Annotated in this window: 21 protein-coding genes and 1 tRNA gene; 20 read left to right on the top strand and 2 right to left on the bottom strand. The window is 64.7% G+C overall.

Features of this window, described 5'->3' with window-relative positions:
• Positions 1-55: 55 nt before the first annotated feature.
• Positions 56-517, bottom strand: coding sequence for a universal stress protein (locus K9L28_07490; protein ID MCF7936165.1), 462 nt, complete (start codon positions 515-517; stop codon positions 56-58).
• Positions 518-680: 163 nt separating this feature from the next.
• Here K9L28_07490 and K9L28_07485 point away from each other — a divergent pair, with 163 nt between their 5' ends.
• Together K9L28_07485 and K9L28_07480 are read left to right on the top strand one after the other, a co-directional pair.
• A complete protein-coding gene (locus K9L28_07485; GenBank protein ID MCF7936164.1) occupies positions 681-1,322 on the top strand; it encodes a hypothetical protein in 642 nt (213 codons plus the stop codon).
• 192 nt (positions 1,323-1,514) lie between these two features.
• Entirely contained in the window at positions 1,515-2,969 is a 1,455-nt protein-coding gene (locus tag K9L28_07480) for a DUF4403 family protein (protein ID MCF7936163.1), read from the top strand.
• Between the two features lie 45 nt (positions 2,970-3,014).
• Here K9L28_07480 and K9L28_07475 read toward each other — a convergent pair.
• A tRNA-Ser gene (locus K9L28_07475) sits at positions 3,015-3,102 on the bottom strand.
• A gap of 249 nt (positions 3,103-3,351) precedes the next feature.
• Here K9L28_07475 and K9L28_07470 point away from each other — a divergent pair.
• The 18 genes from K9L28_07470 to K9L28_07385 form a co-directional block, all read left to right on the top strand.
• The gene (locus K9L28_07470; protein MCF7936162.1) at positions 3,352-3,768 is read left to right on the top strand and encodes a CoA-binding protein; all 417 of its coding nucleotides are present in this window, start codon (positions 3,352-3,354) and stop codon (positions 3,766-3,768) included.
• 102 nt (positions 3,769-3,870) lie between these two features.
• Positions 3,871-4,242, top strand: a complete 372-nt coding sequence (locus tag K9L28_07465) for an acyl-CoA thioesterase (protein ID MCF7936161.1) — start codon at positions 3,871-3,873, stop codon at positions 4,240-4,242.
• A 7-nt stretch (positions 4,243-4,249) separates the two neighbouring features.
• On the top strand, positions 4,250-6,106 hold the full coding sequence (gene iorA / locus K9L28_07460) for an indolepyruvate ferredoxin oxidoreductase subunit alpha (GenBank protein ID MCF7936160.1): 1,857 nt from the start codon (positions 4,250-4,252) through the stop codon (positions 6,104-6,106).
• Between the two features lie 2 nt (positions 6,107-6,108).
• A complete protein-coding gene (locus tag K9L28_07455) occupies positions 6,109-6,666 on the top strand; it encodes a 2-oxoacid:acceptor oxidoreductase family protein (GenBank protein ID MCF7936159.1) in 558 nt (185 codons plus the stop codon).
• Between the two features lie 103 nt (positions 6,667-6,769).
• Entirely contained in the window at positions 6,770-7,201 is a 432-nt protein-coding gene (locus tag K9L28_07450) for a hypothetical protein (GenBank protein MCF7936158.1), read from the top strand.
• A 120-nt stretch (positions 7,202-7,321) separates the two neighbouring features.
• Positions 7,322-7,840: a signal peptidase I gene (lepB, locus tag K9L28_07445; protein MCF7936157.1), complete on the top strand. Its 519-nt coding sequence runs from the start codon at positions 7,322-7,324 to the stop codon at positions 7,838-7,840.
• 3 nt (positions 7,841-7,843) lie between these two features.
• Complete coding sequence (locus K9L28_07440; GenBank protein ID MCF7936156.1) at positions 7,844-8,671, top strand: 50S ribosome-binding GTPase; 828 nt, start codon at positions 7,844-7,846, stop codon at positions 8,669-8,671.
• The gene (locus K9L28_07435) at positions 8,668-9,231 is read left to right on the top strand and encodes a ribonuclease HII (protein ID MCF7936155.1); all 564 of its coding nucleotides are present in this window, start codon (positions 8,668-8,670) and stop codon (positions 9,229-9,231) included. The genes K9L28_07440 and K9L28_07435 overlap by 4 nt, the downstream gene beginning before the upstream one ends.
• 2 nt (positions 9,232-9,233) lie before the next feature.
• On the top strand, positions 9,234-10,286 hold the full coding sequence (locus K9L28_07430; GenBank protein ID MCF7936154.1) for a flagellar hook-length control protein FliK: 1,053 nt from the start codon (positions 9,234-9,236) through the stop codon (positions 10,284-10,286).
• Positions 10,283-10,564, top strand: a complete 282-nt coding sequence (locus tag K9L28_07425; GenBank protein MCF7936153.1) for an EscU/YscU/HrcU family type III secretion system export apparatus switch protein — start codon at positions 10,283-10,285, stop codon at positions 10,562-10,564. Before K9L28_07430 ends, K9L28_07425 begins: the two co-directional genes overlap by 4 nt.
• Before the next feature lies 1 nt (position 10,565).
• Entirely contained in the window at positions 10,566-10,934 is a 369-nt protein-coding gene (locus K9L28_07420) for a YraN family protein (protein MCF7936152.1), read from the top strand.
• A complete protein-coding gene (locus tag K9L28_07415) occupies positions 10,931-12,439 on the top strand; it encodes a YifB family Mg chelatase-like AAA ATPase (protein ID MCF7936151.1) in 1,509 nt (502 codons plus the stop codon). The genes K9L28_07420 and K9L28_07415 overlap by 4 nt, the downstream gene beginning before the upstream one ends.
• Complete coding sequence (gene dprA / locus K9L28_07410; GenBank protein ID MCF7936150.1) at positions 12,424-13,542, top strand: DNA-processing protein DprA; 1,119 nt, start codon at positions 12,424-12,426, stop codon at positions 13,540-13,542. Before K9L28_07415 ends, dprA begins: the two co-directional genes overlap by 16 nt.
• 15 nt (positions 13,543-13,557) lie before the next feature.
• Positions 13,558-13,836 carry a hypothetical protein gene (locus tag K9L28_07405; protein ID MCF7936149.1) on the top strand — a complete coding sequence of 93 codons (279 nt, stop codon included), beginning with the start codon at positions 13,558-13,560 and terminating at the stop codon, positions 13,834-13,836.
• A 9-nt stretch (positions 13,837-13,845) separates the two neighbouring features.
• Positions 13,846-16,152 (top strand): type I DNA topoisomerase, encoded by a 2,307-nt coding sequence (gene topA / locus K9L28_07400; protein MCF7936148.1) that lies wholly within the window; start codon positions 13,846-13,848, stop codon positions 16,150-16,152.
• On the top strand, positions 16,149-17,486 hold the full coding sequence (gene trmFO, locus K9L28_07395; GenBank protein MCF7936147.1) for a methylenetetrahydrofolate--tRNA-(uracil(54)-C(5))-methyltransferase (FADH(2)-oxidizing) TrmFO: 1,338 nt from the start codon (positions 16,149-16,151) through the stop codon (positions 17,484-17,486). Before topA ends, trmFO begins: the two co-directional genes overlap by 4 nt.
• A 99-nt stretch (positions 17,487-17,585) precedes the next feature.
• Entirely contained in the window at positions 17,586-18,467 is an 882-nt protein-coding gene (locus K9L28_07390) for a tyrosine recombinase XerC (GenBank protein MCF7936146.1), read from the top strand.
• A gap of 5 nt (positions 18,468-18,472) precedes the next feature.
• The coding region (locus K9L28_07385; protein ID MCF7936145.1) for an HslU--HslV peptidase proteolytic subunit at positions 18,473-18,640 on the top strand (168 nt) is incomplete at its 3' end.

Genomic DNA, 18,640 nt, shown 5'->3' with positions numbered 1-18,640 from the left:
CGTGGAGACGGACCCGCATCCGTCTCCACGGTGCCGTTTCGTGTCCGATGCCGGTTTAAAACACGTCGAATCCCGGCCGATAGATCAGTACGCTGCAGTGGGCGTGCCGGGCGACACTGGATGTCGTGCTCCCCACCAGGAGATGCTCGATGGGGCTGTGTCCCTTGTGTCCCACTACGATCAGGTTGTATCCCCCGTCCTGGGCCCTGGCGATGATGCGCTCCGGGGGATTCCCTTCCTCAATAATGATCTTCTGCTCCTTGTGCTGCACATCGGTCTGCAATCTCTTTTCCGCCTGTTCCAGCCAGTAGAGGATCTTGTTTTTGGCGATGCCGTGGACCTCGCTGTCGAGTTCCGGAGGGAGCCACGGTTCGTACCCGCGCCACAGCGTTGGATGGGGAAGCACGTGGATGAAATCGACCTCTACGTCGAGGCGTGACGCAAGGGAGGCGCCGTACATCACCAGATCTCTGGTCATATTGCTGAGATCGATCGCTACGAGGATCTTCTTGGGCATACCTACCCCTCCTTTCGAGAGTGGAGCACAGCATGAATCTCTACGGTTATAATACTATTATAGCGTTTCTCTGTTGTTGTGGCTAGGGATACCGTCCGTTCGGAATGAAGCTGGACAGTGGACGGGGAACCGGGTACACTCCATGCTCAGGAGGTGGTGGTTTGTGAAAACGGGGAATCGTACAAAGGGATACGGAGGACTGGCGGTCATGCTGCTTGTCGCCGGGCTGTTCCTGGCGGGAGGCTGCGGCGGCCTGGACGAGGATCATGACCCCTCTGTGGCGGGAGACGAAATCAGTGTCGGTACCGGAAGCATCAACCAGGATGCATCCGGCACCGATCTGCCGGAAGACAAACGGCAGGCGGCCGACGCGGCGGCGGACGAGCGATACAGCGAGAACTCCGCGGCAGGGTACGGCGAGCTCGTCGTTGAGGGGCTTGACAGCGGCGAGGCGGTATCGGTGACCTTCCCGGTGAAGCATGCAAAGGACGAACACCGGTACTTCGCCCTCTTCGAGGATACCGGGGGAAGCTGGAGGAACGGCGGCCCCGGCGGCGATGCGATCGGGACCGCCGACATCGAAGCAGGGGTGACGGCCACGCTGAACGAAGGCGGTGCCTATGATGCGGACAGCGCCGGGGATGTCCTGGAGTTCCGGTATGCCGTATACGGTGTCAGCCAGACGGCCGCCACGCCCACGCCGACACCCGCGCCGACAGCGACACCCACGCCGGAACCGACAGCCACACCGGTGCCCACCAGTGCGCCGACGCCGACCCCCACCACGGAGCCGCCCTGCCCCTGAGGCTAAAGGATGCTCCGCCGTAGGCGGAGCGACAGGTTCCATTCATAGGGTTTTGTCGGGCCATCTCCGGATGTGGGGATGGCCTTCTCTGTAGAAATCCGGGAGAACCAGCCAAACAGCTCCTACCAAATATGATACAGTACATACGACGTTGTTACGCAACAGAGTCTTTCGATGCCGAGGGGGATGCCAATGGAGCGCCGCCGGAAGTGGATTGCAGGAATAGCGGGAGCAGTGGTGCTTGGTGTGGCGGGATTCTTTCTGTTGATGCCCCGCCCCGAACCGGTTGTCGTTGACGCCCCGGAAGTACGTCCCGTGCCCACCCTTCCCGCACGGGAATCCTCGATGCTCGCACTGCCTGTGGAGCTGCCTCTCCGGGAACTGGAACACTACTGTGAGCGGCAGATCCCGATTGGCCTGTTTTCGCAGAAGGACCAGGGGCTCGATGATGACGGCCATTTTTCGATTTCATCCATCGTCAGCCGGGACAGGTCGCTTTCGCTGGACACCAAGTCCGACGCGCTGCACCTGAACCTCCCGCTGCGATTCATGGCGCGGATCGCCTGGAAGGACAAGATCCTCGGGATCCCCGCCAGCTATCACGAGACAACCAGGGGAAGCATGGTGCTGCATATCGGGGCACGTCCCCGCTTCACCCCGGACTGGAAGGTGCAGACCTCGCCGGATATCTCCTACAGCTGGCAGAAACGGCCTACCGTAAAGGCCCTGGGTACATTGATCCAGGTCTCCGGGTTGATGGAACATTTTCTTGACCGGGAGATCGATAGAATACTGCCGACTATAGACAGGCGGCTCAACAGTACACTCCAGTTGCACGACACCATAGACGAACAGTGGAGGCGCCTCTACGAGCCGATTCCGCTCAGCACCTCGCCGGATATCTGGCTGCAGGCCCGTCCCCGCTCCCTGACCGTCTGGCCCTTGCAGATGGAGCAGGACCGCGTGGTTCTGCCGGTGCGCCTGGCGACCTATCTGGAGGTCGTGACAGAGAAGCCGTCAGCCGATATCAGACCGGAACCCCTGCCGCCCATGGAGGAGCGAGGGGATGTGGCGGATGTCTCGGTGCTGCACCTCCCTCTGCAGGTGAGCTACGGCGCCCTGGAGAGGCACCTGATGGAAGCGATGCCCCCGCAAGGCTTCAGCCTGCCCAACGGAGGCAGGCTGAAGCTCGATGAACTGAGCTGTATGCCCAGTGGAGGACAGCTGATCCTCCGGGCGCGGTTCCACGCCGAGGCTCCCTGGCGGCTCTTTGGTACCCACGGCACCCTCTATCTGGTCGGCACGCCCCGTTTCGACCGTGCAGCCGGGGAGCTCTCCCTCACAGACCTGGAGTTCCATGCCAACACCACCAATGCCCTCCTGCAGGGGGCCGCCTGGTTGCTGAAGGCCCCGATTGCCGGGCAGCTTGAACAGCGTGCCGTCTTTCCGCTCTCCGAAGATATCAGAGAGGCCAGGGCAACGGTGGACAGGTCGCTCCGGGAGGTTGCTGTCGCGCCGGGCCTGCAGCTCAGCGGGGAGATCGACGAGGTGCGTTTTTCCGATGTACTGGTGGAAGAGGCGGCACTGCGTATCGATATGCACCTGGTGGGGAGCGTGCGGGTGCGGTACACGCCGCCGTTGCCGTAAAAACGAAACGGCGCCCCCCAGGGGCGCCGTTTGAAAACAGCATTCTGGCGGAGGACGAGGGATTCGAACCCCCGGAGGCTTGCACCTCAGTTGATTTCAAGTCAACCGCCTTTGACCACTCGGCCAGTCCTCCGCTGCAGGAGATTGTACCACCTTTGGATGAGTTCGGCAAAGCCTTGCGCCGCAAGGATTCCCGAGACAGAAGGCTGCAGCATGACAGGATGCCGGCAGAAGCAGAACGGACCGGCCGATGCCCGATCCCGCTGTCCCTGTACGAGGGCCGCCCCGGGGCGTGCGAACCAGACGGCAGGCCGGAAGACAGCGTGCTCAGCCGGGACCGGGAGCGCAGGAGAGAGACCTTGGAATGAAGGAGGTGACAGCGGTGGATCAGGCAGGGATCATCGATGCCTATGTGTGCACCCCATCGACGGTAGCGATTGTCGGTGCCTCGCCCAAGCAGGAGCGTCCCGTCTACGAGGTGATGGAGTACCTGACCGGTCAGGGATTCCGACTTTTCCCCGTAAATCCCGGCCACAGCGGCGAGACGATCCAGGGCCTTCATTGTCTTGGGTCGCTTGGGGAGCTGCCGGAGCAGGTGGATGTGGTGGCCCTCTTTGTGGGGCCCGGCAAGCAGGAGCCTGTGGTAGAGGAGATGGAGCAACTCGGGTACAAGCCGGTGGTGTGGATGCAGCCGGGAGCGGAAAACGAGGCATTGAAGCAGCGGCTCGAAGCGGAAGGCTGCGACGTCGTGATGGACGCATGCATGATGATGGTGCACCAGGTATATTGTGGCGAGTGAAGGATCCGGCGACCCTGGGTCCTCTGAACGGTACGGAGGTGGAGGATAGTGCAGAACGAGGTACGGACGCCAATCCGCGTTCGCTACGGTGAAACCGACAAGATGGGCGTCGTGTTCTACGCGAACTACCTCGACTGGTTCGAGATAGGCCGCACCGATTTGTGTCGGCAGTGGGGTGTGCCCTATGCCGAATGGGAGAAACAGGGGGTATTCCTCCCCTGTGTGGAGGCCCGCTGTCGGTACAAACGCCCGGCCCGCTACGACGAGACGGTCACCCTTGTTACAGCTGTGGAGACCGTCAGGCGGAACAGCATCAGCTTCACCTATGTGGTGGAAAACGAGGACGGCCGGGTCTGTGCCGAGGGGTGGACGAAGCACGGTTTTTGCGACGCCCACGGGAAGCTGCTCCGCCATCCCGAAAAGCGGTTGCCCTTGCTGGAAAATCTTACGACGGCGACAACGCCAGAGAGGTGATACCCCTATGAACGAACGTCAGATCCTCCTTGGAAACGAGGCCATCGCGCGCGGAATCGTCGAGGCGGGCTGCGAGGTGGCTACAGCCTACCCCGGCACCCCTTCCTCGGAGATACTGCCTGCCGTTGCGGCTTTCGCCGATGCGCTGGCAACAGATACGGCTGTAGAGTGGTGCACCAACGAGAAGGTGGCCTTCGAGGTGGCCGCGGCGGCCGGCTTCTCCGGGAAACGCAGTGCCGCCGTCATGAAACAGGTGGGGCTCAATGTCGCCTCCGACGCATTGATGAGCGTGGCGCACTTCGACATCGCCGGCGGCTTTCTGCTGGTTGTCGCCGACGACCCCGGTCCGCACAGTTCCCAGACCGGACAGGACAGCAGGTCCTTCGCCATGTTCGCCAAGATCCCCTGTTTCGATCCCTCCACAGCCGCCGAGGCCAAGGAGATGGTCTTTGACGCCTACGAGCTCTCCGAGCGCCACCATCTGGTGACCATGCTCAGGCCCACGGGCAGGGTCGATCACTGCAGACAGGATGTGGAGCTGGGCGAGGTGATCGCCACCGAACGCCCGGCGCAATTCAAAAAGGACATCAAGCGCTGGGTCTGCCTCCCCGCCAATGTCCGCACCAGCCATCCACGGTTGAACGAGAAGAACCGGGCCATCCGGGAGGAATTCGAGCAGCGGTACGACAAGTACAACTACGAGCTTCCCGCGGAAGGCGAGGCCAAGCTGGGCATCATCGCCGGCGGGGTCTCCTTCGCTGTCGTCAAGGATCTCCTCGATAGCTGGGGCCGCACCGACATCGCGGTGCTCAAGATCGGTACGCCCGTGCCGTTGCCGCTCGGTAAGGTGGAGGACTTCATCTCCCGCCACGACAATGTGCTGGTGCTGGAGGAGACCTACCCGGTGATCGAGAACCAGCTCCACAACAGGGAGGCTGTCAAGGGCCGCTGGAACGGTGCCGTCCCCAGTGCCGGTGAGCTGCTGCCGGAGATCATCGAAGGGATCATCCTGGATGCCCTGGGGGAGAGTCCGCAATCGCCGGAAGACGATTTGCTGGGGAAGGCTGTGGAGGAACTCGGGATTCGTCCCAACCCGCCCATGATGTGTCCGGGATGCCCCCACAGGGCCAGTTTCCTCGCCATACGCGAGGCGCTGCCGAAGGGGATCTTCCCCTCCGATATCGGCTGCTATACCCTGGGGGTGAACCAGAAGACCGTGGACTCCGTGATCTGTATGGGCGCCTCCGCCACCCAGCCTTCGGGGTTCTACCTGGCCCACAAGGTCGACAGCAACGAACGTCCCATCGTGGCGACCATCGGGGATTCCACCTTTTTCCATATGGGGTTGCCCGGGCTCGTGAACGCCGTCTACAACCGACATTCCTTTGTTCTGGCCATCCTCGACAACAGCATCACCGCCATGACGGGGGGGCAGCCGAACCCCGCCGTGGGCAGCAAACTGCGCAAGGGCGACGAGGGCCGGAGTGTGGACATCGCGGGTGTCTGTCGCGGCTGTGGCGTGGAGTATGTCAAGACCGTGGACCCCTACAATGTCCCCTCGGCGAAGGAGTTCGTCAAGGATGCCTGGGACCACGCCCGGGAGCACCGGGAGCCGGCGGTGCTGATCTTCAAACACCCCTGCATGCTCCTCCGGTGCGAGCAGGAGCGTATTCCCGTTGCGGTGGATCCGGAGAAATGCATCGGCTGCCGGTATTGTATCGATTTCTTCAACTGCCCTGGTCTGCGTTTCGACGAGCAGAACAACAAGGCCTACATCGATGAGCGCTTCTGTGTGCAGTGCGGTGTCTGTATCGCGGCCTGTCCTCAGAATGCCATCGTGAAACAGGAAGAGGGGGCTGAGTAGAGATGCGGGTTGTTATTGTAGGTCTCGGTGGTCAGGGGATCCTGTTCAGCAGCCGGGTTATCGGGTATGTGGCGCGGATGCGGGACGAACATGTCATGGGCAGTGAGGTGCACGGCATGGCCCAGCGTGGTGGATCCGTCGTCAGTCACGTCAAGATCGGGCCCTACCGCAGCCCTCTGGTGCGGAAAGGAGAGGCCGATATCCTGCTTGCCTTCGAACAGGGTGAAGGGATCCGCAACCTGGACTACCTCAAACCAGGCGGGACGGCGGTGCTCAACATCCACCAGCCCGCCGATCTGGACAACGGCAATCTGCAGAACCACTGTTCCCGGCAGAGGATTGCGCTCCGGACACTGCAGGGGTACGATCTGCTGCGGGAGCACATGGGAGGACGCTTCCTCTTTCTCAACGTCCTGATCCTCGGTGCGATGTCGGCACTCGGTCTCGGCGGCTTCTCCTACGAGGAGATGCACAGCGCCGTAGGGGCCCTGGCCCCGCCCAAGCACCGCGATGATAACTTCAAGGTTCTTCAGCTGGGGTATCAGAGCCTTACGGAATAGACCCCGCTCATGCCGGGGGTGTTGCCCACACCCCCGGCACCGTGACCGGGGTATCCTCACCCCCGGCGGGGGTGCCGGGGGCACCACGCTTGTCGAGTGTCTTGTGGTCACGATGATCGTTGCAGCCCTTGTCGGCGGTGTGGGGCTCATGATGGAGAACGCCGGCGGGAACACGCCGGCGGAGGTTCGGAAAGCCGGAGAGAACTGCAGGATGTGGCTGCAGAGGAAGTGCATGGAATCCCTGGCTAGCGGCCGCTGGTTCAGGCTCTATCTCCCCAATGCCTCGCTTTCCGAGACCCTCTTGCTGATATGGCAGGACGGAACCGCGGAAACGTGGAGTTCCGGGGGAGCCTGTTTCTTTCAGTTGCGGGGCCATGGAAGCGACAGGTCCTATTACCTTCCCCGGTATGGGATGTTCGTGCCTGGTTTTACGCTGAAGATGCGATGCCGCCGGGATCCCTGCGTCGTTCCCGATTGGTATTTGATCGTTTCCCCGTACGGGTCGATAACAGTGAGGGAGGACCCTCCATTGTAGACACCGCGGAACCGGTGTATGCTTCCCCTTCCGTCCCCGGGATGCAGCAACGAATACAGGAGAAAAGCGAAAGACGTCGGTACGCCGGTCGAAGAATGCACAATACTGGGAGGCATGATAATGGCAGTCAAACCGTGGTGGCGCGAAACACTGGAAACAATACTCTGGGCGCTGGTTCTGGCCCTGGTGCTCCGGACTTTCGTCGTACAGGCCTTCTGGATCCCCAGCGGTTCCATGAAGCCCACCCTCGAACCGCAGGACCGTGTGCTGGTCGCCAAGTTCTGGTACACCTTCACCGAACCCAAGCGGGGTGACATCGTGGTGTTCAAGTTCCCCGACGATCCCACCAGGGACTTCGTCAAGCGGATCATTGGAGAGCCCGGCGAGACCGTTTCCATGGAAAAGGGGATGGTGTACATCGACGGGGAGCCCCTGGACGAACCCTATGTCGAATTTCGGGACAGCTACACCATGCCGCCCCTCAAGGTTCCGGAGGAACACTACTTCATGATGGGGGACAATCGGCCCAACTCCCAGGACGCCCGCTTCTGGCTCAAGAAATTCGTGCCCAAAAGCGACATGAAGGGGCCAGTCTTCTTCCGCTATTGGCCCCCCAGCAGGATAGGTCTGGTCGACTAGGCGATGGCGGGCCGAACCGTTTGGTATCCCGGCCATATGGCCAGGGGGAAGCGCGAGCTCCGGGCTCTGGCGGGGAAGGTGGATGTCTTCATCGAGGTGCGCGATGCCAGAGCCCCGCAGCTGACGGCCTCTCCGGACACGGAGGCACTGTCCAGGGTGCGTCCGGTATGGAGAGTGCTCTCCAAGCGTGATCTGGCCGAGGAGAGTGGAACGTGTCAGTGGCTGGACCGGCTGCGGAGCGACGGCGACATGGTCTGGGCGGCGAATCTGCGGAGCGGCGGCATCAATCCACTGAAAAAGCAGCTCCATAGCCTTGCCCCCTCTCACAGAGCACCGCGGCTGGCGGTTGTGGGGATTCCCAATGTGGGCAAATCGCGGTTGCTCAATCTTCTGGCCGGGAAGAGCAAGGCCTCCATCGGCGCCGTACCGGGGGTGACCAAGGCGGTTTCCTGGTACAAAAGCAAGGAGGGGCTGCTCCTGGTGGATTCCCCGGGCATCCTGGACCCCAAGTCCGGCACCGGGGTGAGCAGAGCCCTGGTCTGGATCGGCTGCACCCGGGGCGATGTGGTGGGCGACTACGAAACCCTCGCCAAAGGCCTGATCGACTGTCTGGAGGCCCGGGGACTCTGGGAACGGGTAGCCCAGAGATTCCCACGGCCCGTTGACGACGGGAGCGACAAGCTGGAGCAGATCGGCCGCATGACAGGCTGCCTCCGCCCGGGCGGTGTGGTGGACCTGGAGCAGGCGGGCAAAAGCCTCTGCGAACGCTTTGCCGCAGGCCGACTGGGTCGCTGTACCCTGGAACACCCGGGGAGGACGCTGGAACCATGATTGTCGTCGGCGTGGACGAGGCGGGACGCGGTCCGCTGGCCGGCCCGGTGGTGGCCGCCGCCGTCATGGCCACCAGAGAGCAGCTGCGCGGCCTGGCCTCCTCCGGATTGAAGGACAGCAAGAAGCTCTCCCCCAGGAAACGGGAGGAGTTTTTTGCTCTCTTCCGGGAGTGGGGAATCCTCTGGCGGGCCCAGGCCGCGTCGGCGGTGAGGATCGACAGGACGAACATCCTCAGGGCATCCCTCTGGGCGATGTACCGCAGTGTCATGCAGCTTCCCCTGGCGCCGGATCTGGTGGTGGTCGACGGCAGGGCGCCGATTCCGGGATTGCCCTTCCCGCAGCGCGGCGTGGTCGGCGGCGACGAGAAGGTCCTGCCGGTAGCCGCCGCTTCCGTGGTCGCCAAGGTGCTGCGCGACCGGGCTATGGTGGCCCTGGACCGGCTCTATCCCCACTGGGGATTCCGCCGCCACAAGGGCTATCCCACCCGGGAACACCGGGTCCTGGTGCATGAGATCGGCCTCTCGCCGATCCATAGACGGAGTTTTGCGTGTGGTGAGTAGAGATGCCCTACGGGATTAACGGAGCCTCCTCCGGACAGATCCAGCCCACCCAGCAGCAGGGGATCGCCGGGCGACAGACCCAGCAGGCCGGTGCGACAGCCCGGGGGAAGCCCAATATCCCCAACGGAGCGCTGGTCAAGGGCGTGGTGGTCTCCGCAGAGGGGAACAACGCCTACACGGTGCGTGTGGCCGGCTACACCCTCAAGGCCATGGCCAACCTGCCGCTCGCGGCTGGGCAGCGGTTCCAGGCCGTCTGGGACGCCACCACCGCACCGCCGCTGCTGCGACTGCGCAGCGAGGACCTGGCGCTGCTCGCCCGGTTCACCGGGCAGTCCCGGGAGGTGGCGAGCAGCCTGCTCTCCCGGGGGCTACCGCTCTCGGAGGGCGTGATGAAGCAGATCCAGCAGGCCTGGACCCGTCTCGGCGGACAGCCGCAGACCCTCGGATCGCTGGTGGAGCTCTGGGCCCGTTCGCTGCCGTTGACGGAGCGGAACGTCCAGCTGGTAGGCTGGTATCTCCAGCTCGACGGGCAGAAGGCCCAGTCGCTCTGGAAGCGGGCCCGCAGCCTGATCAGAAAACGGATTGCCGCAGGGGAACGCTTCTCCCTCAAAGAGCTGGCCGCCGAGGACCCCGAGGTGGGCGAGTTTCTGGAGGCCCACGGCATGCTCTCCCGCCCCTCCAGGGAGGGTGTGGACCCCTCGCTGCTCGCGCCCGCCTGGTGGCCCATCCGGGAGGATTTCACCGAGCTGGCCAAGATCAGCGCCCACGTGGAGGAGTATGAAGGAAAGAAGATCTGGCGTGTCCACTTTGATATCGACGGCGTCGCCCTCGGTACGGTGGAGGGCGAGGTCTCGGGAGACGGCGAGAAGATGAACGCCGGACTCAGGACGGAAGGCGCCTGGGCCGCTTCGGTTCTCCGGTCCCGCCTGTCCGAGCTGGACAGCGAGCTGCGGGAGCTGGGGCTCCCCGTGTCCAGCCTCGGTGTGGGGGAAACAGGCGGATCGGGGAAGCGGGGACAGCTCTCCCGGTACCCTCACATCGACATGGAGATCTGACCGTGACGGACAGGAGAGAGCAGAACAAGGCGGCCGCCCTCGGCTACAACCAGCGGGAGGACGAGGCGCCCCGGGTACTGGCCTCCGGCAAGGGGCGTGTCGCCGAGCGGATCGTGGAGATCGCCAGGGATGCCGAGGTCCCCATCGTTGAGGATGCGGCGCTGGTCAGTGCGCTCCTGGTGCTCGAGCTGGGCGAGGAGATCCCCGAGGAGCTCTACGAGACGGTGGCCCGCATCCTGGCCTTTATCTACAACGTAGACAGGGAGTACCGCCCCTGACATGCAACGGGCCGAGATGGGGCGGCGGGGCGAGGAGGCCGCCGCCCGCTACCTTGAGGAGACCCTGGGGTGGCAGGTAACGGAACGGAATCTGAGGATTGCGGGGAAGGAGATCGATCTGGTCTGTACCGACGGTGACGAGCTGGTCTTTGTGGAGGTACGGACCCGCAAGGCGGGCTGGATGCAGCCGGCCGCGACCACGGTGGGTCCGCGGAAGCTCCGGAGGCTTTGCACCGCCGCGGGGGCCTATGTGGAACGCCTCCGGTGGCGCGGCAACTGGCGGATCGATCTCCTGGCCCTGACCGTGAAGGAAGAGCACCGCTGCACACTGCGGCACATCCGGGACATCACAGGGGAGGCGGGGCCGTGACGGCGATCTTCGGCGTGACACTCAAAGGCATCGAGGCCGTGCAGGTGGAGGTGGAGACGGAGATCACCGGAGGGCTCTTCACCATCTCCGTGGTGGGGCTGCCCGACCCGGCGGTCCGGGAGGCCCGGGAGCGTGTCCGGGCGGCGCTCCGTTCGGTGGGGGTGATGCTCCGGGGCCGCGTGGCGGTGAACCTCGCCCCGGCGGACCTTCCCAAGGAAGGGGCCTTGCTCGATCTGCCCATGGCTCTGGGCATGGCCCTGAAGGAGGGGACATGTTCCTCCGTGGCATCGGCGCTCTATATGGGCGAGCTGGCTCTGGACGGAAGGCTGCGCTACGTCCGCGGCGCCGTACCGGCGGCGCTTCTTGCCAAACACCTCGATATGCCGCTCTACGTGCCCGAGGAGAACGCCCGGGAGGTCGCCCTCGTCCCCGGCGTGACCGCCTACTCTGTCGGTCATCTCGGCGAGCTGCTGTACCCCGACGATCACCCTCCCAGGGAACCCCTCGCCACCACGCCCCTGCAGGACACCAGGGGGCAGGCCGTTGACCCCGATTTCAGCGATATCAAAGGGCAGGACGGCGCCAAGCGGGCGGTGGAGATCGCCGCAGCCGGTCACCACAACATCTTTATGGTGGGCGCGCCGGGTTCGGGCAAGACCATGCTCGCCAGGGCCCTCAAGGGCATCCTCCCGCCGCTGGACCGGCAGGAGTATCTGGATACCCTGCTGGTGCGGAGCACCCTGGGCATGTCGCTTCCCCGGGATGTCAGTCCTCCCTTTCGGGTGGTCCACCACACCTCCAGCACCGTGGCCCTCTGCGGCGGCGGCGCCTCGCTGCGCCCCGGCGAACTGAGCCTTGCCCATCGGGGCGTGCTCTTCCTCGACGAGTTCCCGGAGTTCCGGCGCGATCTGCTGGAAGCGCTCCGGCAGCCCCTGGAGGACGGCATCATCTCCATCAGCCGGGCCACAGGCAGCGTCACCTATCCCTGCCGGGTGCTGCTGGTGGCGGCGGCCAACCCCTGTCCCTGCGGCTACCTCGGCGACCCGGTCCAGCCCTGCCGCTGTTCGCCCGCCGAGCTCGACCGGTACGGCAAGCGGCTCTCCGGGCCCATGCTGGATCGTATCGACCTGCAGGTCACCATCCCCCGGCTGACCCCGGAGGAGCTGGTCTCCATGGAGCCCTCCGGCGAATCCAGCGCCGTGGTGCGGGAGCGTGTCGAAGCGGCCCGGGAGCGGCAGCGCCGCCGCTGGAAGGACGACGGATACAGCTGCAATGCCGAGATCCCCGAGAAACTGCTCCGGAAACGGATTGCCCTCGGTGATGGAGAGCAGGACTTTCTCGGCGATCTGGCCAGACAGTTTCATCTCACGGGACGCGGCCTCAGCCGAATCCTGCGTCTCTCGCGCACCATAGCCGATCTTCAGTGTGAGGACGGCCTCACCGCCACCCATCTCGCCGAGGCCGTCTCCTACCGTTGTGGGGTGAGCGCATGGACACCACAGTAAAGACACTGCTTCTGCTGAATTGCCTCCGTTCGGCGAACGCCCGGCACTGGCGGGAGTGGAGAATCGCCGGGACGCCGGTGGAGGAGATCGTCACCGAGGGCGCCGAGCAGGGGGTCAGGGAGCTTGGGTGCAGCGAGACGGCAGCGGCCAGGCTCACCAGGCTGCTGCAGTCCGGATGGGCGGAGGAGGAGTACGCCGCCTGCTGCCGCAGCGATGTGGAGCTTGTCCACGTGGAGTCCCCCACCTACCCGGACTCCCTGTGGGACCTCCCCGACCCGCCGCTTCTGCTCTACCTCCGCGGCACGCTTGCCTCGGGCGCCGGAGCCGCTGCTGTGGTGGGCACCCGCAGGACCACCGCCTACGGGCGGCATGTGGCGCGGGAAATCGGGCAGGCCCTCGCCCGACGGGGCTGTGCGGTGGTCAGCGGCGGGGCCGCCGGTGTGGATGGAGCGGCCCACGGCGGCACCGTGAACCAGGGCGGCCGGACCGTGGCCGTCTTCGGCAACGGGGTCGACCGGGTTTTCCCCAGCCGGCACGAGGAACTCTTTGCACGGATCCTCGAGGTGGGAGGAGGGCTGGTCAGCGAGTATCCTTTGGGGATGTCCGGACAGGGCTGGATGTTCCCCAAACGAAACCGGCTGATCGCCGCCCTCGCCGGACGGGTCGTGATCGTCGAAGCGCCGCGGAAGAGCGGCGCCATGATCACCGCCCGGCTCGGCGCCGACATAGGGCGGGAGATCTGGGCCGTGCCGGGCAGGATCGACGAGGAGGTCTGCCGGGGCAGCAACAGGCTCATCGGCGACGGAGCCCTCCCCCTGACGGATATCGCCGCCTTTGCCGACCTCTACGCTCCCAGGCAGAGACACCTCTTCCCCCCCGACGAGCCCCCGGGGGACACCTACACCGACGGCACCGCCTCGGAAGAAGAGCATGCGGTGCTCGGGTTTGTCCGGGAGCGGGGCGATCAGACTGTTGACACCATCGCCGCAGTCAGTAGAATGAGCGCCGCTGAGGTGACGCGTCTCGTCACGATCCTTGAAGGAAAAGGACTGGTCTATCGGTCCGGCCCCGGCCGGTGGCGGGCCAGGTTTTTTTCGTCATAAAGCGGAGGTGGAGCAGTGCCCATTCGAACCTTTCACGCCATTGAGCTCCGTTCTCTCACGGTGGAAGCACGGACAATGGCCCACAGTATCCTCGCCGAAGGGCAGGGGTACGAACGCTGCGTGGAACGTGCGCTGCAGACGGCGCTGGGCCTCGCAGCCGCCGAAGGGCGGGCAGTCGGCGAGGAGCGCTTCCGGGAGCTCTTCTGGGCGGCCTGCGCCTGGCCCGACTGGGATCCCATCGAACAGACAGGCGATGCACCGGATCGAATCGTACCGCAACGACATCTTTGCTAGGGTGATTATATGGCCGAAAAGACACTTGTCATTGTAGAATCCCCCGCCAAGGCGCGGACACTGAAAAAGCATCTCGGTGCGGGGTATGAGATAGAAGCGAGCGTGGGACACATCCGCGACCTGCCCAAGAGCCGCCTGGGTGTGGACATCGACAGCAACTTCGAACCCGAGTACATCATGGTCCGCGGCAAAGGCAAGGTGGTGAACGCTCTCCGGAAACAGGTGAAAAAGAGCGACCGCGTGCTGCTGGCCTCCGACCCGGACCGTGAGGGGGAGGCCATCGCCTGGCACCTCGCCCAGCTGCTGGAGCTCGACACGGAACAGGCGCTGCGGATCCGGATGTACGAGATCACCAAAGAGGCGGCCCGCGAGGCCGTCAAGGAACCCACCACCCTGGACGGACGGAAGATCGACGCCCAGCAGGCCCGGCGGGTCCTGGACCGAGTCATGGGCTACTCCCTCAGCCCGCTGCTGTGGAAGAAGATCAAACCCGGTCTCTCGGCGGGCAGGGTGCAGTCCGTGGGGCTTCGCCTGATCGTGGAACGGGAAAAGGAGATCAACAGCTTCGTCCCCGAGGAGTACTGGCTGCTCGATGCGCTGGCGCATGCCGGGGATGGCCGACGCTTCACCCTCCGGGTCGCCAAGAAGAACGGCAGGAATGTCAAGATCACCAACGCCGGGATGGCCGCCGAGATCGCGGACATCGTCCGGAAAGGGCCGCTGGTGGTGGTCTCCTCGGAGAAGAAGGAGACCACACGCACCCCCATGCCGCCCTTCAAGACCAGTACCCTCCAGCAGGAGGCCTCCAGGCGGCTTCGCTTTGCGCCCCGCAAGACCATGCGTATCGCCCAGCAGCTCTATGAGGGTCTGGAGATCGCCGGACGGGGCCAGCAGGGGCTCATCACCTACATGCGGACCGACAGCCTGCGGCTCAGCCCCCAGGCGCTGAAGGCCGCGAGGGCCCACATCAGCAACAGCTTCGGGAAGGACTACCTTCCCTCCAAAACACGGGTCTACGCCTCCGGCAAGGGAGCCCAGGACGCCCACGAGGCGGTGCGCCCCACCAACGTGTCGCTGGAGCCCTCAGCCATCAGGGAGAGCCTGACCAACGACCAGTACCGTCTCTACGACCTGATCTGGCGGCGCTTCGTCGCCTGCCAGATGGCCTCGGCCCGCATCTCCCGGCATACCGTGGAGGCTGCGTCCGGGCCCTACACACTGAAACAGCAGGGCGCCAACCTCCTCTTCGACGGTTGGGGCAAGGTCTGGCCCCTGGAGCTCAAAGAGGGCGAGATCCCCGAGGCCCACGAAGGGGAGGAGCTCGCCGTGGACGAGGTGAAACAGGAGCAGCGCTTCACCAAGCCGCCGGCACGGTATACCGAATCCGGACTGGTCAAGGTCCTGGAGGAAAAGGGGGTCGGCCGTCCTTCCACCTACGCCAGTATCATCCAGACCCTCTACGACCGCACCTACGTCCAGGCCGACGAGGATCGGCGCATGGCGCCCACCGAACTGGGGACCATCGTCAACGACTTTGTGGTCCAGTATTTCGATGGGGTCATCAACGTAGATTTCACCGCAGCCATGGAGAACGAACTCGATGATGTGGAAGCCGGCGAACGGCAGTGGCGCGCCGTGGTGGGCGATTTCTGGAACCCCTTTTCCTCTACACTCAAGGAAGCCGAGGAGAAGGCGGAGCGGGTCAAGCTGCCCGTGCGGGAGATCGGCGAGGACTGTCCCGAGTGCGGTGCACCGCTGGTGATCAAGCACGGCCGCTACGGCGAGTTCATCGCCTGTTCCGCCTATCCGGACTGCACCTACTCGCGGCCGATCCTCAAGACCATCGGCGTCACCTGTCCCAAATGCGGCGAAGGCGACGTGGTCAAACGCAGGAGCCGGAAGAGCAAACGGACCTTCTACGGCTGCTCCCGCTATCCCGACTGCGACTTCATCTCCTGGGCTCAGCCCACCGGCGAGCGCTGCGAGGGCGGCTACATGGCCATCCGCAAGAAGAGTGAAGGGCCCGTCTGTCTCCCCTTCGAGGCGCCCCGCAAGACCGACAGCGGGGCGGACGACGAGTCCGGCGGGACGGAGAAGCAGCAGACCAAAGGCGGCGGGAAGAGTACGGCCAAAAAGAGCACCTCCAGGAAGAAAGGCACCACCAAGAGCGCCGGAAGCAAAGGGACCAAGGCCAGGGAGACCGCCGCCAAATCGGGCGGCGGGAAAAAGCGGAAGAGCGCCGCTGCAGCGAAGGGCAGCAAGGCAACCACAGGCTCCGCTTCCCGGAAGACATCGGAAGGCGGATCCGACGAATGAGCGGTCCCTGCGTTGCCGTGGTCGGCGGTGGTCTGGCCGGCGCCGAGGCTGCCTGGCAGCTGGCCGTCCGCGGCCACCAGGTGCGGCTCTACGAGATGCGTCCCCGTCGGATGACCCCGGCCCATACCGGCGACAGGCTGGCCGAGCTGGTCTGCAGCAACTCCCTGGGCGCCGACAACACCGGCAGTCCGGCGGGCATTCTCAAAGAGGAGCTGCGCAGCCTGGGGAGTCTGGTGCTGCGCAGGGCCCGGGAGCACGCCGTTCCCGCGGGGAGCGCTCTGGCCGTGGACCGGGAACGCTTCGCCGACAGCGTTACGGAGGCCCTGGAGGGCCATCCCCTGGTGGAGGTCCGCCGGGAGGAGTGTGTCCGGCTTCCCTCCGAACCGGCCATCATCGCCACCGGTCCCCTCACCGGCGAACCCCTGGCCGCAGCGCTGCAGGAGCGGGTCGGCGGGTTTCTCTCCTTTTTCGACGCCGTTTCGCCAACCGTCACCGAGGAGAGCATCGACAGGACCGTTGCCTACCGGGCCGGCCGCTGGGGCCGCGGCGAGGACTACATCAACTGCCCCATGGACGAAACCGCCTACAACCGTTTCTGGAAAGCCCTCGTGGCCGCCGAGCGCAGCCCCCGGCATCATTTCGAGCAGGACGCCCGCTTCTTCGAGGGCTGTGTGCCCGTGGAGATCCTCGCCGAGCGGGGCGAGCACACCCTGGCCTTCGGCCCCATGCGGCCCGTCGGCCTTCCCGATCCCCATACGGGAGAGCGCTACCACGCCGTGGTGCAGCTCCGACAGGACAACCTGGAGGGGTCGCTCTACAACATGGTGGGCTTCCAGACCAACCTGAAATGGGGCGAACAGCGCCGGGTCTTCCGGATGATCCCCGGCCTGGAATCGGCGGAGTTCGTGCGACTCGGCGTGATGCACCGAAACATCTACGTCAACGCCCCGCAGGTGCTCGACCCCTGGCTGCGTCTCCAGGGAAGCGAAGCGCTCTTCCTGGCGGGGCAGCTGGTCGGTGTGGAAGGCTACACCGAGAGCACCGCCATGGGGCTCGCCGCGGCCCTGCACATGCACTGTCTTCTCGAAGGACACAGGCTTCCCGTCTGGCCCCGGGAGACCGCCATCGGCGCCCTGCTGGCCTATCTGCAGGAGGCGGTGACCCGGTACTTCCAGCCCATGAACCTCAATCTCGGCCTCTTCCCCAAGCCCGAACGCAAGATCAGAAAGCGCCGGGAGCGCTGTCAGTACACGGCCGAACGCGCCGCCGCACACCTCGCCGCCTTCCTCGCCGGCGATGGAGCCTGCTGCGCCCCCCTCGGCGAGATCCCCTGAGGGCTCCGTCGCCGCTGTCGGCATTCCGGACAGCCGGATCGGCGTACCTTTCTTCAGAATCTTCTCATATTGGTGGAAAAAGTGCTACAATAGCCGACGATGGAAGAACGGATCTCGCTCTGTCTCGACAGGTACATGGACTATATGGGACACGCCCTCGGCCGGTCGGACCACACGGTGCTGAACTACGCCGTGGATCTCGCCCAGTTCGCCGAATTTCTGCTTGCCCAGGGGGTAGACGCGCCGGAAGCCGTGGAGACCGGCCACATTCGTCGTTTCCTGCGGGAGATGATGGGCTTCGGCTACGCCAGAAGCACGGTGGCGCGCAAACTCTCGGCCGTCAAAAGCTGGCTGGCCTATCTCGTTCAAAGCGGCGAGGTGCCGCGGAATGTGGCCGTCGCCGTCCGTGCGCCCAGTCTGCCCCAGCGGTTGCCCAGGGCCCTGGCCCCGGCAGAGGTGACCAGGCTCATCGAAGAGGGTTCGGCGGGCAGGTACGCACTGCGGGACCGCGCGGTTCTTGAGGTGCTCTATGGATGCGGTCTCCGCGTTGCGGAGCTTGTTTCGATTGACTGGGGCGAGGTCGACCTGATCGAACGGTGGATCCGCATCAGCGGCAAGGGGAAGAAGGAGCGCCAGGTCCCGGTGGGCAGCTACGCCCGGCAAGCCCTCCTTGCCTGGGAAGGAGAGACCGGAAGCAGAGGACCGCTCTTTCCCGGCACCAGGGGCAACGCCCGCCTGACCGTCCGGACGGTCCACCGCATTGTGGAGCGTGCCGGGAAGCGTGCGGGCATCGCCGGCGTCTCCCCCCACGTTTTGCGCCACTCCTACGCCACACACATGCTGGAAGGCGGTGCAGGGCTTCGAGTGCTCCAGGAACTCATGGGGCACGAGAGCCTGGTGACCACCCAGCGCTACCTGCGTATCACCACAGACCAGATGAAAGCCAGCTATATGTCCGCGCACCCGCGCTCGGGAGGATGACAGCAATGTTCACAGGCACGACCATACTCTGCGTACGGAACGAAACAGGCGTCGCCATGGCCGGTGACGGCCAGGTGACCATGGGAAACCAGATCATCAAAGCGAGCGCCCGGAAGGTCCGCTCCCTGCAGGAGCATTCGGTGCTTGCCGGATTCGCCGGCAGCACCGCCGAC

The organism is Synergistales bacterium (assembly GCA_021736445.1).
Classification (GTDB): Bacteria; Synergistota; Synergistia; order Synergistales; family Aminiphilaceae; genus JAIPGA01.
The sequence above is the reverse complement of the archived record's forward strand: the minus strand, read 5'-3'. Positions and strand labels throughout refer to the sequence as shown.

What these genes read in the sequence shown, in the direction of transcription:
- K9L28_07390 (MCF7936146.1), top strand. Translation starts at nt 17,586, where the DNA reads ATGGAAGAACGGATCTCGCTCTGTCTCGACAGGTACATGGACTATATG.
- K9L28_07455 (MCF7936159.1), top strand. Translation starts at nt 6,109, where the DNA reads ATGCGGGTTGTTATTGTAGGTCTCGGTGGTCAGGGGATCCTGTTCAGC.
- K9L28_07490 (MCF7936165.1), bottom strand. Translation starts at nt 517, where the DNA reads ATGCCCAAGAAGATCCTCGTAGCGATCGATCTCAGCAATATGACCAGA.
- topA (MCF7936148.1), top strand. Translation starts at nt 13,846, where the DNA reads ATGGCCGAAAAGACACTTGTCATTGTAGAATCCCCCGCCAAGGCGCGG.
- K9L28_07420 (MCF7936152.1), top strand. Translation starts at nt 10,566, where the DNA reads ATGCAACGGGCCGAGATGGGGCGGCGGGGCGAGGAGGCCGCCGCCCGC.
- K9L28_07480 (MCF7936163.1), top strand. Translation starts at nt 1,515, where the DNA reads ATGGAGCGCCGCCGGAAGTGGATTGCAGGAATAGCGGGAGCAGTGGTG.
- K9L28_07440 (MCF7936156.1), top strand. Translation starts at nt 7,844, where the DNA reads ATGGCGGGCCGAACCGTTTGGTATCCCGGCCATATGGCCAGGGGGAAG.
- lepB (MCF7936157.1), top strand. Translation starts at nt 7,322, where the DNA reads ATGGCAGTCAAACCGTGGTGGCGCGAAACACTGGAAACAATACTCTGG.
- K9L28_07430 (MCF7936154.1), top strand. Translation starts at nt 9,234, where the DNA reads ATGCCCTACGGGATTAACGGAGCCTCCTCCGGACAGATCCAGCCCACC.
- K9L28_07465 (MCF7936161.1), top strand. Translation starts at nt 3,871, where the DNA reads ATGGGCGTCGTGTTCTACGCGAACTACCTCGACTGGTTCGAGATAGGC.
- dprA (MCF7936150.1), top strand. Translation starts at nt 12,424, where the DNA reads ATGGACACCACAGTAAAGACACTGCTTCTGCTGAATTGCCTCCGTTCG.
- K9L28_07435 (MCF7936155.1), top strand. Translation starts at nt 8,668, where the DNA reads ATGATTGTCGTCGGCGTGGACGAGGCGGGACGCGGTCCGCTGGCCGGC.
- iorA (MCF7936160.1), top strand. Translation starts at nt 4,250, where the DNA reads ATGAACGAACGTCAGATCCTCCTTGGAAACGAGGCCATCGCGCGCGGA.
- trmFO (MCF7936147.1), top strand. Translation starts at nt 16,149, where the DNA reads ATGAGCGGTCCCTGCGTTGCCGTGGTCGGCGGTGGTCTGGCCGGCGCC.